Raw genomic sequence first — 14,817 nt, forward strand, 5'->3', positions numbered from 1 at the left:
CTCTAACTTTACGGGCTCGCTTGTGGCGAAGAAATCGCCTGCACGAGCCCCTCGTAGGTGCGCGCGAACAGCGAGTCGGGCTCGAGGCCCTGCGTGGCGCGCTGCGCGGCTTCGTCGAAGCCGACGAGGTCGGTGTGGCCGATACGCTCCCAGTACGAGTGGTCCTCGGCGACCAGGTCGGTCTTGAGCCCTTCGACCAGCTCGCGGGCCAGGTACATGTCGCAGCCGGTCACGAATCGAAGCCAGTAGCTCGACAGCCGCGGCGACAACAGCGGCACCGGATACCCGGCCATGTCGTGGCCGAGCAGGCGCGCGGTGCGGTGCAGGATCTGCTCGACGGTGAGCGTCTCCGGGCCCGGGATATCAAACCAAGCGGAACCCTGCATGTCGAGGGCGAGCGCGCCGACGATGGCCTCGACCACGTCGTCGATATAGATGGGCTGGGAGCGCGAGCGCGTCCACTTGGGCAGGAGCATCACAGGCAGGCGCGCGGCCAGATCGCGCACGATTTGCCAGCTCGCGCTGCCCTCGCCGATGACCATCGAGGCGCGCAACTCCACGGTCGACACCCGCCCGCCGCGCAAGATGATGCCCGTCTCGAGGCGGCTGCCCAGGTGCCGGGAGGGCACCGCGTCGGGCTCGACGCCGCCCAGGTAGACGATACGCTCGACGCCGGCCCGCTCGGCCGCCTTGCGAAACGCGCGCGCGGCGGCCCGCTCACGGTTGCGATAGCCTTCGCCGCCCATCATCTGGTGGACGAGGTAGACCGCCGACCGGCAGCCCTCCATAGCCGGCTCGAGCGTCTCGGGTCGCTCGACGTCGAGCTCGACCCACTCGCGGTCGGGCTGCTCGCTGCGCGACTCCTCGGGGCGGCGCGTGCCGTTTCTCACCCGAACCCCCAACTCGGCGAGCCTCGGATACAGGTGCTTGCCGATGAACCCCGTGGCACCCGTCAACAAAATCGGGTCTTTGATATCGTCTTGCATGGTCCGTCCCTGGCAATCAGCAGCGTGGTAGCGCACAACGCGAATTTAGACGCGCACTTATGGGATGCGAAGCTGGGCGGGACGGGTGCACTCAGAACAGCCACACCTGCCGGTCGGCGAGTCGCTCGAAGTCGACGCCGACTTCGGCGAGGATCGCTTCGGCGGCGGGTTGGAGCTGCTTGTCGACGTAGTGCTCGTAGTCGATGGGCGAGTCGACCATGTCGTGGGGTTGGGGGCCGGCGTGGGTGATCACGTAGGAGATGCGGCGTGGGTTGCCGCCTAAGATCTTGGCGGCGGCCACGTGCGGCGGGGTGTTGGTGTACTCGTCGGGGTGGCGGCGAAGCTTTTTGGTGTAGACGAGCTCGTCGTCGCGGCGGCCCTCGCGCACGCTGAGCACGACCTCTTTGACCCACGCGCGGATGCCGTCGAGCTCGTCGGCGAAGACGCGGCGAAACAGCTCGAGCTGGAAGTCGCGGGCGAGCCGGGTCCAGTCGGTGCGCGCGGCCTCCATGCCTTTGACGACCACTTCGGCCTCGCCGCCGGCTCGGAGCACCCACCCGGCGTAGCGTTTCTTGCTGCCTTCGGTGGAGTTTCGCTTCGTCGGCAAGAAGAAGCGCACGTAGTGGGTCTCGAACTCCATCTCGAGGTGACTCTCCACGCCGTGCTCGCGGCTGCACCAGTCGCGCCAGTGCCGGTTGACCCGTGCGGCGAGTTGGTGGCCGATGGCGCGGGCTTCGTCGGGGGCGTGCTCGTCGCCGACGCGCACGAAGACCGAGTCGGTGTCGCCGTAGACGACCTCGTAGCCCAGCTCTTCGATGAGGTCGCGGGTCTCCTGGATGATCTGGTGGCCGCGCATGGTGATGGAGCTTGCCAGGCGCGGGTCGAAGAAGCGACAGCCGGTGGTGCCGAGCACGCCGTAAAACGAGTTCATCAAGATCTTGATGGCCGTCGAGCGGGCGGTGTCGCCGCGTTTCTTGGCCTCGTCGCGCGCGGCCCAGAGCTCCTCGATGAGCCCGGGGAGGATGTGGTCGTCGGGGTGAAAATACGCCTCTCGAAATCCCGCGATCATGGTGTCAGACACCATGTTGACGCCGTCCTGCACGGTGTCAGACACCATGTTGGAGTCGATCTGGCGCAGGCCCTCGATCAGCCCGTAGGGGTCGACTTTGAAGGTGCGGATGATGCTCGGGTACAGGCTCTTGAAGTCGAGCACCAGCACGTTGCGAAAGAGGCCGGGCGTCGAGTCCATGACGTAGCCGCCGGGGCTGTCGGCGCCGTCGGCGTCGTTGTCGATGGTGGGGGCGACGTAGCCTCGCCGGTGCAGCCGGGGAAGGTACAGGTGGTCGAAGGCGGCGACCGAGCCGCCCAGCCGGTCCATCTCGAGGCCGGTGAGTTGCTGGCGCTCGAGGACGAAGCCCAACAGGTCTTGCTTGGCGAAGATGCGCTGCACCAACACACAGTCTTTGAGGTTGTAGATGGCGAGTTGGTCGGGCTCGTCGTGGTACAGCCGCAAGATCTCGGCGGCCTTGTCTTCGACCTTCCGGAGCGTCTTGCCCTCGCCGAGCAGGTGCTGAGAGGTGTACTCGAGCGAGTAGCGCTCGGCGTAGTAGCCCGACGCCTGCAGGGTGGGGCGGCCGTCGAGGACCACGCGCCCCTCGACGTCGGCGATCATGCCGCCGCGCCGGTTCGTCTTGCGCACGCTCGTTCGGCCTCGGCCGCGCCCGAGCCGAAGGCGCATGCGGTTCTTCTTGGCGCGCTCCAGCAGTACGCGCAGGTCGAAGCCGATGACGTTCCACCCGGTGAGCACGTCCGGGTCGACCTCCTGCAGCCACGACTGGAACGCGCGAATCACCGCCGCCTCGCCGTCGCACGAGATAAAGTGCGGGCTGTCGACGTCGGGCCGGTCGACGAAGACGCGCGACTCGTCGCCGCAGACCCCGGCGATGGACAGGACACGGCCGTGCAGGCCCTCGGTCTCGATGTCGAAGCTGAGCAGGCGAAGCTCGTGGGGGGCGTCGGCGGGCGTGAGCTTCGGGTTGCGCCATTCGAGCACCCCGTTGCGCCGTCGGGGCTCGCCGTCGATATGCATCGTGCCGGTGATGAACCGCTCCATCAGAAACCGGTCGGACGGCCACACGTCGGCTTCCATCGCCAGGTAGTGCTGCTCGCGAAGCAGCCGGTCGCGCTCGTCCATCAGCGCGCGCTGGCTTGTGAAGTAGACCGCGTCGACGGGCTTGTGGTCCATCGACTCGAGGTCGACCGCGCGGCGGGTGCCGGCCTGGGTGGGTACGTCGCGCGCGACGAAGAAGACCGCCGGCTCGCGGTCGACCACGATGCGCCCGGCGCCCTCGTCGAGGCGCACCCAGTACTCGAGGTAGAGCCGCCCGCGACTCTCGTACCAGCGTTTTGTGAGCAACGTTCCTTTCACGCGGCGATAGTAACGGAAAGGGTAGGTGGAGGTGAAGAAGGTCGAGAAATTGACCGCCAAGACCGCTGTGTTGGCGTATTTTCTTGCGAGAACGCCAACCCATACCGTTGGGTTGGCGATTTTTCTTGCGAGAACAGCAACCAAGGCGTCTGGGTGGGTGTTTTTTCTTGCGAGAACGCCAACCAAGGTTGCTCGGGTTGGGGTTCTAGCCAGCCAGAACGGTAACCCACGGGCCTTGGCTGGGGTTCTAGCCAGCCAGAACGGCAACCCACGTGCCTTGGCTGGGGTTCTAGCCAGCCAGAACGGCAACCCACGTGCCTTGGCTGGGGTTCTAGCCAGCCAGAACGGCAACCAAGGCAACTGGGTTGGCGCGCTCGGGGGTCGAGTCCTGCAACCAAGGTATCTGGGTTGGCGTTTGGGCGACCTCGGTCTATGGTCACCGGACTCAACTGTAATGATGGATATGTGATGATGAGGACCAACATGGAAAAGCAAGTCGTTCGTCTGGTGGTCGCGGCCCTCTTGTCGGGGGCGCTCGTGGCGGGATGTGAGTCGGAGCACGAGCAGCCGATGGAGCCGGTCGAGGAGGCCGACGCCGGCGCGGATACAGGGGCGCAAGACACCGGCGCGCAGGACGTGGGCGAGGAGGGCGACGCCCAGGCCGACACCGGCGCGGACACTGTCCCGGACGCCTCCGAGGAGCCGGCGCTGCTCGACATCTCGGCGTTGAAGTTCGTCGGGGCGTTTCGGGTGCCGGCCGGCGAGTTCAGCGATTCGAGCATGAACTACTCGGAGGGGCCGATCGCCTACGATGCACGTGATCACTCGGTGTACCTGGTCGGCCACAGCCACCATCAAGCGATCGCCCAATTTGCGGTGCCCGACCTCGTCGACAGCACCACGGTCACCGACCTGCAAATGGCCGCCGACCCCACCCAGCCCTTCGCCAAGGTGCTCGACCGCATCGACAACCCGCAGGGGATCAACCGCGTGGGCGGCATGGCCTTGCTGGAGGGGGCCAACGGGGTCGAGCTTCTGGTCAACGCCTACGAGTACTACGACGCGCCGGGCGACAACACGCACACGACCCTGGTGGTGCGCGACGCGTCGGACCTGGCCGGCTCGGCGGTCGACGGCTACTTCGAGATGGAGGGCCGGGCGCACACGAGCGGCTGGATAAGCCCGATCCCGGCGCAGTGGCAAGACGCGCTGGGCGGCACGCATATCACCGGCAGCTCGAGCGGCCAGCCGATCATCTCGCGGCTGAGCGTGGGGCCGACGGCGTTCGTCTTCGACCCGTTCGATATCGTGGGCGCGGACGTCTCCGACGGCGCGGTCGACACGCAGGCCGTGCTCGACTTTAGCCTGGGGAACCCCTTGAGCGACGACCTGAGCAACGACTCGGGCGAGAACGACCTGTGGACGCACCTGACCCGGGCGACCTACGGGTTCATCGCGCCGGGCTCGCGCACCTACATCACGCTGGGCCACTCGGGCGGACACAACAGCGGGGTGTGCTACAAGTGCGTCCAGGAGGGCAAGGAGCAGGCCTGCGGCGGGTATTGCGCGCGCCAGCCCGACGACAACTACACCTACTACTGGCTTTGGGACGTCGAGGACCTGGTGGCGGTCAAAGAGGGGAGCATGCAGCCCCACGAGGTGCGCCCGTACGACTACGGCGAGTTCGAGATTCCGTTTGCGACGAATAGCCTGGGCGGCGGGTCGTACGACCCCGCGTCGAACCGGCTGTACCTGACGGCGAAGGCGGCCGACCGGGATCAGGGGCAGTACTCGAATCCCCCGGTGATCATGGTCTATGAGGTGGAGTGAAACGGGGGCGGCCAACACGGTGTCAGACACCATGTCGGCCGCATGAAATCTGGCGCACATGGTGTCTGACACCGTGTGCGCCAGACACCATCTGCGCCACCGTTTGCTTCGGCGGGAGGGGGCAGACGCGTGTGCTCAGTTCCGGTCGGTCAACGGAAGCCAGATGGAGAACCGCGCGCCTTGACCGCGTCCCTCACTCTCCACGCCGACCTGGCCGCCGTGAAGCTCGGTCAGGCCTTTGACCAGCGCGAGCCCCAGGCCGAGTCCTCCCGAGGAGCGGTCGAGTGAGGTGTCGGCCTGGATGAAGGGCTCGAAGAGGTTGGCCAGCGTCGTTTCGTCCATGCCGACGCCGGAGTCTCTCACGCAAATCTCGGCGCGTCCGGTCTCGGCGCATACCGACAGCTCCACCACGACGTGCCCGCCCGGGTCGGTGAACTTGGCGGCGTTCTGCAACAGGTTGCCCACCACCTGACACAGCCGGTGGCGGTCGCCCCACACCGGCGCGGGCTCGTCGCACAGCTCGAGGTCGAGGGCGACGTCGCGCTCCAGGAATAGCTGGCGATGATCCTCGACGGTGTCTTTCAAGAGTTCGTCGAGCGCCAGCACTTCGCGGTGCAGGCGAATTTTGTCGCTGGTCACCCGGGTCACGTCGAGCAATTCGTCGACCAGGCCGGTGAGCTGGCCGATCTGACGCTCGATGACCTCGAGCGCGCGCGACGCCCTGGGGCTGCCGGCAGGCACGTGGTCGAGCAGGTCCAGGCTGAGCTGGATGGGGGCGAGGGGATTGCGCAACTCGTGGGAGAGCAGGGCGATAAAGCGGTCTTTGCGCGTGTCGGCCCGGCGCAGCGCCTGCTCCGACTCTTTGCGCTCGTGCACGTCGATGACCGAGCCGATATAGCCCAGCCAATTGCCGTCGGCGTCGAAGCGCGGCCGGCCACTGTCGATGGCCCAGCGATACTTCCCGTCGGTGCCGCGCAGCCGGTAGTCGAATTTGAAGGGCTCGCGCTGCTCGGCGGCCTTCAGATACAGCTCGCGGGCCCGCTGCCGGTCGTCGGGGTGGACGGCGTGGACCCACCCGAAGCCGAGGCCTTCTTGCTCGGTCTGGCCGGTATAATCGTACCAACCACGGCTCAGAAAGGTGCACTGGTTGTTCGTGCCCGTGACCCAGAGCATGGCCGGCGCGGTGTCGGCCATCGACCGGAAGTACCGCTCTCGCTCGCGCAACGCATCGTTAATTTGCTTGCGCTCGGTGATGTCGCGAAAGAAGACGGCCACCTGGCGGCTCCTCGGCTCGCCGACCCGCATCACACGCACGCCAAACCAACAGCCCCTGTCTGGAGCCGGATGCTCGAAGTGCTCAGGCTCGCCGCTCAGCGCGACCTTGCCGAAGACATCGAACCAGAAGGTGTCCATATCCGGCGCGAGTTCCCGAGCGGTGCGGCCCTCGGTGTCGCTCAACCCGGTCAGTTGCTCGAAGGTGGGGTTCATCTCCAGCACGCAACAGTCGACGGGATGCTGCTGCTCGTCGAAGAGCACCTCCAGAATGCAGATGCCCTCATCGACGGAGTCAAAGAGGGTCTGGTAGCGCGCCTCCGAACGACGACGCGCCTCGGCGGCGTTCGCCAGAGGAAGGCTGTCAGCTCGGCTCGAGTGTTCTCTTTGATTGGTGTCGGTCAAGTCGTCCCTCTGTCGTGGGCTCTGACGGCACGAAGGCGAAAACGTCTGTGGGGCTGCTTGGGGGCATTTCGAACAACCTGCGATCGTTGGCGAGTTGTTCAAGTGCGCCCCGGGACGGATCAAACGGAGGAGTCCCTTTCAAAATTCGGGTTCGTTGCAACGGCTTGGAAAAGTCGCGCATCTACTATACGCCTAAGTTGCAACAATCCGATCAAAGCAAAGGGAGTCTAGGATGACCAACTACAAGAAGCTGGAACTTCGCGACGGAATCGAGATGCCTGCCCTGGGTTTGGGCACGTGGCTGGCCGATCCGGGCAAGGTCCATCAGGCGGCGCGCCATGCGCTCGAGGCGGGATACCTGCACATCGATTGTGCGGCGATCTACGGCAACGAAGAAGAGGTCGGCCAGGGTATCGCCGAGGCCATCGAGGCCGGTGATATCACCCGCGACGAGCTGTTTGTGACCTCGAAGCTTTGGAACGACTCACACAAGCCCGAGCACGTGCGCCCGGCCATCGAGAAGACCCTCGACGACCTGGGGCTCGAGCAGCTCGACCTGTACTTGATCCACTGGCCGATCGCGTTTCGCCACGGCGTGGAGTTTCCTCAGAGCCGCGAGGACTACCTGACCCTCGAGGAGGCCCCGCTCGAGGAGACCTGGAAGGCGATGATGGAGCTCAAAGAGGCGGGGCTGACCAAGCATATCGGCGTCTCCAACATGGGCCCCGAGCGCCTGCAGGCGCTGGCCGAGGTCGGCGAGATGCCGGCGGTCGTGCAGGTCGAGTGTCACCCGCACCTGCAGCAGCGCGAGCTGCTCGACTTCTGCAACGAGCACGACATCCTGCTCACGGCCTACTCGCCCTTGGGCTCGCCGGGTCGCCAGCACAAGGCCGGCGACGAGCCGCCCCTGCTCGACCACCCGACGATCACCTCCATTGCCGACGAGCTCGACGCCACCTCGGCGCAGGTGCTCATCGCCTGGGCGATGGCGCGTGACACGGTCGTCATCCCCAAGTCGACCAACCCCGGTCGCATCGAGGAGAACTTCGGCGCGCTCGACGTCGAGTTGACCGACGAGCACATGGCCGAGATCGCCAAGCTCGACAAGGGCTACCGCTACCTCGACGGAGAGTTCTTCGCCGACGAGAAGTCGCCGTACGAGGCTTCGAAGATTTGGGTGTGATGTCTCGGTAGGAGTTGAGTTGAACCGCAAAGGGCGCGGAGGGCACAGAGGACTTTAGCGTCCTTTGCGTCCTTCGCGCCCTTTTCGGTTAGTTCCCGTCTGCAAGGCGGTCGATCAGGGACCGGCGAGCAGAGTTTCGAGGTCGAATTGGCCGGCGCCGATGAGCGGCGAGGAGCCGATGGCGTAGATGTCGACGTCGTCGGGCAGCGCCTCTTCGTCGTCGTCGAAGTCGAATTTGGTCAGCAGCTCGACCTGGCTCGGCTCGGCCATCCACAGCATGGCGTAGCCGACGACGAAGCCGGTGGGCTCGTCGAGGTCGTTGAAGATTCCGTCTTCGGCCAGGTCGGAGAGCTCGGGGACGAGGCGCTCGAGGACCTTGGCCTTGTGCTCGGCCAGGCTGGCCAGGCGCATGTCTTGCTGGGAGTCGACCGGGATGAGGACCATCTGGGACTCGTCGCCGACGGCCTCGCCGTCGATTTGCATGGTGGCCAGGGCCTCGTAGTCGGCGAACTGGACGGTGGCGTCGGCGTACAGCGCGGCCATCTCGGCGATGCGCTCGCGGCGGTCGTCGACGTAGTCGTCGAGGTCGTCGGTCTTGTCGGCCAACGTGCGGTCGCGTTCGGCGGCCATCAGGCGCAGGACCTGCTCGACGGCGAGTTCGAAGTCTTGGTGGCGGCCGGGGACCATCAGGTGGTGCACGGCGTCGTCGCTAAAGCGCACCTGGGTGAGCATGCGGCCCTCGGGGTTGCCCATGAAGTCGCCGCGGGCGGAGATCCCGAGCTTGAACGCCAGGAGCTTGCGGGTGATGTCGGCGGAGTTGCCCTCGACGAAGCCCGAGCGCAGCGCGCCGGCGAGCACCTGCTCGTTGGCGGCGGCGACGGCGTCTTTTTGCGAGATATACTCCGGGGAGGTCGGCAGCGCGTCGATGCACTCGCGGTAGGCGCGTCGCTCGGCGTAATCGGCTTGGTGGCCCGGGCGCGGGCACTGGTTGTCGACCCAGTCGAGCAGGGCGTCGTGCTCGGCGCTGATGCCGGCGTAGAAGGGCTCGAAGCCGACGAAGTAGCCGGCCAGGGCGTCGACGTGGTCGAGCATTTGGTCACGGTCGAAGAACTTGTCGTCCTCGCGAAGGGTGATGCGGGCGTTGACGCTGGCGTCGGTCAGCCTGCCGTCGCGGCTCTGGAGCGAGACGAGGGTGCGCCAGCTGGTGTTGCGGTTGGTGAAGAAGAGGCCCGACTTGTCCTCGATCTCGGTGAAGAGGAGCGTCTGGTTTTGGCCGTCGGCCGAGATTTGGACCGTGCCGGTGTCGAAGCCGTTGGCGCGGTAGAACTCCATGCCCAGAAAGCGGAAGCCGATATAGTCGGACTCGGAGCGGTGCTCCTTGGTCAGGTCGAGCTCCTGGACGACGCCCTCGCCGCCGCGGTTGGCGAGCGCCTGGGCGAGGCGGATGTCGCCGCGAAGCGACTGGGCGAGGGCCTGCTCGACCTCGTCGCTCGTGCGGGCGAGGTCGAAGCGAAAGCGCGCCACGGTCAGTCGGGAGGTCTGCGAGGAGCTGGTCGCCGAGACCGACGGGGTCAGACGCTCGTTGAGCTGCTTGCGCAGCGCCTTTTCGGCGATGTCGTCGAGGCTCATGTTCAGGGGGCCGAGATCGACGTTGACCTCGGGGAGTCCCTCGACGCCGAAGCCGGTCTCGAGGGCGACCGAGAAGTGGCGAAGGTGTTGGTTGGCCACGCCGACGTCGACCCAGACGTCGTCGTTGGTGCCGCGCACCAGTTGGACGTCGAGCTTGCCGCCGAGGGCCACGCGGGCGCCGAAGCTCGCGCGGGCGTGCAGCGAGACGAAGTCGGTCAGGGTGCCCAGCAGGAAGGGGACGCCCACGCCCAGGTTCAAGCCGAGGGTGCCGTCGGCGCGCATGGCCAGGCTCTCGCCGGGGGCCATGGCGCGCACGTCGTCGGCGTGGCGGGGCAGGACAAATTCGCGGGCCGAGCCGATGGCCGACAGCGGGTTGTCGACGATGGCGTCGACGCGGTCTTCGTAGGGGGCGATGACCACCGATTCGATGGAGGCGTCGGCGTTGAAGCCGACGTTGCCGACGGCGTCGCCGTGGGACAGGCCCCAGTTGGTGCCCAGCGAGGGGCCGACCTCGAAGTGGCTCTCGGCGAAGACCATGTCGGGGTTGGCCGCGAGGGCTTCTTGGCGGATGCCGACGATTTTGGTGGCGAAGGCGTCTTCACCGAGGCGCTCGGTGAGGCCGGCGCGAAGTTGGCCGATGTCGTGGACGACCGTCTCGCCGAAGACGTCTTCTTGGGCGCCGAACAGCGAGGTCGGCGAGAGCTCGATCTGGCTGTAGGGCACGTCGGCGAGTTGGCCGTTGAGTTCGTCGGTGGCCAGGCCCGCGCCGAGGACGGTCAAGTCGTCGAGCTCGACCGACTTCATGTCGCTGTAGAGGTCGGCGAAGCGGTCGGAGAACGAGTCGCACTTGGCGCCGGTGCAGGTGGGCTGGGAGGTCTGGGGCGCCGGCTCTTTGTGCTCGTCGGCCACGCATCCGGTGAGGGCAAAGAGGGAGACGGCCGAAGCAAAGAGCAGCTTCTTGGATCGAATCAGCATGCAAACACTCTCTCGCGCCCGCGGGGCGGGCGATCATGTTCATCAGCAAAGTGCGAAAGTCTGTAACGCTCCACCCCTACCACGGCCTTGACGGAGGCGTCAAAGTTGGGCGGTGCGCGGGGGGCCTCGTGCAGATTTCGAAACAGAAATCACCCCCCGATCTCGCCCCACCCCCAACACGGTGTCAGACACCATGTTGTCCAGCATTCATGGGCATCTGAGCGCGATCCTCGGTGCTCGCGTCGCACATCGTTCCGCGAAAAAGTTGGCTCGAACACGCAACGATTCGGCCCCTTTTGCCGAAAACCGTATTGAGGGCTGTCGATGAACCTTCACCTTACGGAGACTGGCAGATGGGACAACCGCTCAGGCAGCAAGAAAAGGACGCGATTTACGAAATCGTCAACCGCACGCTCCACCAGTTCCACGGGCTCAAGCCAGGCGAGGAGGTCAACAAGATCATCTTGGGACTCTTGGCCAAGTACGCATGGATCTACGGCGTGGAGATCTTTGCATTTTGCTTTATGTCGAACCACTTCCACATCGTGGCGCGCTGCCGTTCGCTGCAGCTCCACCTGTTCATGCGTGACTTCCAGAGCCAGCTGGCGCGCAAGCTGAACAAGCTTCACAACCGCACGGGCACTTTCTGGGAGCGCCGCTACACGGCCACCAAGATCTTGGACGACGACGCGCTGATCGACCGGCTTCGCTACACGGTATGCAACCCGTGCGAGTCGGACCTGGTGAGTCATCCGAAGCGGTGGCCCGGGCTTTGCTCCTGGGACATCCACCACAGCGGCGAGCCCATGTGGGGAGAGGTGGTCGACAGGGAGACGTACTGGCGCGAGAAGCGAAAGAAGAAGAATGAAGACAAGACCGAGGCCGAGCTCATCGAGATGGCCACGGTGCGCTACCCTCTCGAGATGGCCAAGCTCCCGCAGTGGAAGGACCTCGACGACGAGGCCTACCACGCAAAGATTGTCGAGGAGTGCCACAAGCACGCCGGGCAGCTGGCCGAAAATCGCTGCAAGCCGTGCCTGGGCCCAAAGAAGGTGCTCGCCCAGAAGTGGTCGAGCCGTCCTGCAAATCCGAAAAAGGCGCCGCGTCCGCTGTGTCACGGAGGCGACCCCGAGCAGCGCGAGGAGTATCGCAAGCATCGCTGGGACGTGGCCGACAGCTACAAAGAGGCGGTCGGAAAGTGGCGCGAGGGAAAGACGCCGGTCAACCGGATCGAGTTTCCCGAGGGGACGATCCCGCCAGGCCACCAGTTCTGCTACGGGTGCAAGGGTCAGTTCAACATGACCGTGCCGCCACGGCCCGCTTGAGGCGACCTCCCGTCGTCGATTCGAGAAGCTCCAGCCATTGTCCCCCGCCCGCTCTCGCGACCTGTGCCGTGAGCCTGCCGAAGTACGTCTATCCGATGACGTTCCCCGCCGTTTTTCGACCGACGAGCCCGCCAAATCGCAGCCGACTTCGACTCGATGTGTGCTGCTGCCGGTGTGACCTTCGTCATCACGCCGAATTAACTCGTCGAGCTTGGTCGAAACGTGCTGTGAGCCGCATTACTGCTGCATGACATGGTGTCTGACACCGTGTGGGGGGGCAGCCACGCCGTCGTGCACCGACGGGGGGCGCTTCTTCATTCCGTTGAGTCGATTGGTCGCAGTCAATTGATTCTCGTGGGCGGGCGGGTTATGTCATAACCGGGCAGATATCAACCAGAACAGACGGAGACGTAGATGACGCTCGAGTACATGACCGGCTTTGGAAACGACTTTGAAACTGAGTCCCTTCCGGGCGCGCTGCCCAAGGGGCGCAACTCCCCCCAAAAGTGCGCCTACGGGCTGTACGCCGAGCAGCTGTCGGGCTCGCCGTTCACCGCGCCGCGCAGCTCGAACGAGCGCTCGTGGCTGTACCGCATCCGTCCGTCGGTGCGCCACATGGGCAGCTACGAGCCGTATAGCCAGAAGCTGTGGCGCAGCGCGCCGACCGCCCACGAGGGTGAGCTTCCCATCGGCCAGCGCCGCTGGGACCCCGTCGACATCCCCGACGAGCCGACGCATTTCGTCGACGGGGTGCGCACCGTGACCACCGCCGGCGACACCGTCGGCCAGGCGGGCATGGCCTCGCACCTGTATCTGGTCAACGAGTCGATGCAGGACATGTATACCCTCAACGCCGACGGCGAGATGATGTTCATCCCGCAAGAAGGCGAGATTCGGCTGGTGACCGAGTTGGGCATCATGGAGGTCGAGCCGGGCGAAATCGCGGTGGTCCCGCGCGGCATGGCCTTCCGCTTCGAATTGGTCGACGGGCCGGCGCGCGGCTACCTGTGCGAGAATTACGGCGCCAAGTTCACCCTGCCCGAGCGCGGGCCCATCGGGGCGAATTGCCTGGCGAACGCGCGCGACTTCAAGACGCCGGTCGCCTATTACGAAGACGAGGAGACCGAGTCGGTCATCCACGTCAAGTGGTGCGGCCGCCACTACACGACCACCATCGGCCACTCGCCGCTCGACGTGGTCGCCTGGCACGGCAACTACGTGCCCTACAAGTACGACCTTCGCGACTACTCGCCGGTGGGCGCCATTCTGTTCGACCATCCGGACCCGTCGATCTTCACGGTGCTCACCTCGCCCACCGGCGAGGCGGGCACGGCCAATATCGACTTCGTCATCTTCTCGGATCGCTGGCTCGTCGGCGAGAACACCTTCCGCCCGCCCTGGTACCACCGCAACATCATGTCGGAGTTCATGGGGCTGGTGTACGGCCAGTACGACGCGAAAGAAGAGGGCTTTTTGCCCGGCGGCATGAGTCTCCACAACATGATGCTGCCGCACGGGCCCGACGTCGACGCCTTCGAGAAGGCCTCCAACATGGACCTCGCGCCCCAGAAGCTCGAGGGGACGATGGCGTTTATGTGGGAGACCCGCCTGCCCCAGCATCTCACCGAGTACAGTGCCAGCCTCGACACCATGCAGGAGAACTACCTCGACTGCTGGGCGGGATTGAAAAAGCACTTCGACGGGACCCCCGAGGGCAACTGGGACTGAGCCGCCGCGCCTCGTTTGACCTCCCTCACCCGGGAGCTAGCTTGCGATTGGGTGACTGTGGCGGGGCGAGGTCATGGAGGAGGCGCGCGAGCACAACGGCAACGTAACACAACACTCCTGCGCCACGTCGTCTCGATGGCGAGAGACGGCGTGGCTCGCAGGCTCCGCGGTCGTCTGCCTGCTCGTCGCCATGACGAGCGGATGCGACGCCGACGAGCCGCGGCTTCTCATCAAATCCCAACCCACCTTCCAATTCGAATCATCACCGGTGGTGAGTATCGAGGAGGCGCCTGTGGTGCCTCCGCAGGTGCCCAGCGCCGAGGGGAATACGATCGTGGTGAGCGTGTCCCCCCACTTAGCGCCGTACACCATGGTCAACGCTACCGGTGAGCTGGGCGGCTACGACGTCGAGGTGGTCTCGACCATCTTGAGGCGCATGGGCGTGCCCTATTCGTTCACCGTGGCGAGCTGGCCGCGCACCCTGACCGACGTCAAGGTGGGGCGCGCGCAACTCGCCCCGAGCATGACCATCTCCGAGCAGCGCCGGCGTGTCTATCAGTTCACCGAGTCGTACAACTCCTACGAGTTCGTCATCTTCGTGCACCGTGACTCGGCCGGCATCGGTGGGCAAACACCCGAGGAGGTGCTCCAAAGCCTCCAAGGTCGCAAAGTTGGCTTACTGCGTGACAGCATCGAGGGGTGGCTCTTGCGGGCAACCCGCCAGATCCAGTTGGTAGAGATGTCGAGTGTCCTCGAGTGTCTCGAGCGACTGGTCGCCGAGGAGGTGGAGGCCTGCTCGGCGACCCTGCAGACGGGCTTGTACTATGTGCGCGATCGGGAGCTTCCGGTGGTTCCGGCCGGGGTCCCCATCGCCGTGCGGCCCTACGCTACCGGGGTCGCACCTCACTTCGACGGCAATTTCGTCGCCCATTACAACGCGGTGCTCGAACAGATGCGCGCCGACGGCACCTTGGCGGCGCTGACCCTCAAATGGTTTGGATCGGGAGGCATGCAGTTCGAGTAGGCGACGGGCGTAGACTCAGCATTGACTCGAGC

Annotated in this window: 9 protein-coding genes; 5 read left to right on the forward strand and 4 right to left on the reverse strand. The window is 65.4% G+C overall.

Annotated elements, in window-relative coordinates:
- Window positions 1-8 precede the first annotated feature (8 nt).
- On the reverse strand, window positions 9-986 hold the full coding sequence (locus FIV42_RS16190; RefSeq protein ID WP_141198694.1) for an NAD(P)H-binding protein: 978 nt from the start codon (window positions 984-986) through the stop codon (window positions 9-11).
- A gap of 91 nt (window positions 987-1,077) precedes the next feature.
- Window positions 1,078-3,975, reverse strand: a complete 2,898-nt coding sequence (locus FIV42_RS16195) for a DNA polymerase II (protein ID WP_281285729.1) — start codon at window positions 3,973-3,975, stop codon at window positions 1,078-1,080.
- Here FIV42_RS16195 and FIV42_RS16200 point away from each other — a divergent pair.
- Window positions 3,898-5,244, forward strand: coding sequence for a hypothetical protein (locus tag FIV42_RS16200; protein ID WP_168210699.1), 1,347 nt, complete (start codon window positions 3,898-3,900; stop codon window positions 5,242-5,244). The genes FIV42_RS16195 and FIV42_RS16200 overlap by 78 nt on opposite strands.
- Window positions 5,245-5,379: 135 nt before the next feature.
- Here FIV42_RS16200 and FIV42_RS16205 read toward each other — a convergent pair whose 3' ends face one another.
- Window positions 5,380-6,921: a PAS domain-containing sensor histidine kinase gene (locus tag FIV42_RS16205; protein WP_168210700.1), complete on the reverse strand. Its 1,542-nt coding sequence runs from the start codon at window positions 6,919-6,921 to the stop codon at window positions 5,380-5,382.
- A 232-nt stretch (window positions 6,922-7,153) separates the two neighbouring features.
- On the opposite strand from FIV42_RS16205, the gene FIV42_RS16210 reads away from it, so the two are divergent.
- The gene (locus tag FIV42_RS16210; RefSeq protein WP_222615249.1) at window positions 7,154-8,104 is read left to right on the forward strand and encodes an aldo/keto reductase; all 951 of its coding nucleotides are present in this window, start codon (window positions 7,154-7,156) and stop codon (window positions 8,102-8,104) included.
- Window positions 8,105-8,218: 114 nt separating this feature from the next.
- Here FIV42_RS16210 and FIV42_RS16215 read toward each other — a convergent pair whose 3' ends face one another.
- Window positions 8,219-10,708, reverse strand: a complete 2,490-nt coding sequence (locus FIV42_RS16215) for a hypothetical protein (protein ID WP_141198698.1) — start codon at window positions 10,706-10,708, stop codon at window positions 8,219-8,221.
- 353 nt (window positions 10,709-11,061) lie between these two features.
- Between FIV42_RS16215 and FIV42_RS16220 the strand changes: the two genes are divergently transcribed.
- The 3 genes from FIV42_RS16220 (at window position 11,062) to FIV42_RS16230 (ending at window position 14,785) form a co-directional block, all read left to right on the forward strand.
- Complete coding sequence (locus tag FIV42_RS16220) at window positions 11,062-12,033, forward strand: transposase (RefSeq protein WP_141198699.1); 972 nt, start codon at window positions 11,062-11,064, stop codon at window positions 12,031-12,033.
- 414 nt (window positions 12,034-12,447) lie between these two features.
- Window positions 12,448-13,761, forward strand: a complete 1,314-nt coding sequence (hmgA, locus tag FIV42_RS16225; protein WP_141198700.1) for a homogentisate 1,2-dioxygenase — start codon at window positions 12,448-12,450, stop codon at window positions 13,759-13,761.
- Window positions 13,762-13,834: 73 nt separating this feature from the next.
- The gene (locus FIV42_RS16230; protein ID WP_141198701.1) at window positions 13,835-14,785 is read left to right on the forward strand and encodes a substrate-binding periplasmic protein; all 951 of its coding nucleotides are present in this window, start codon (window positions 13,835-13,837) and stop codon (window positions 14,783-14,785) included.
- Window positions 14,786-14,817: the final 32 nt, after the last annotated feature.

The organism is Persicimonas caeni (assembly GCF_006517175.1).
GTDB classification, from domain to species: Bacteria; Myxococcota_A; Bradymonadia; order Bradymonadales; family Bradymonadaceae; genus Persicimonas; species Persicimonas caeni.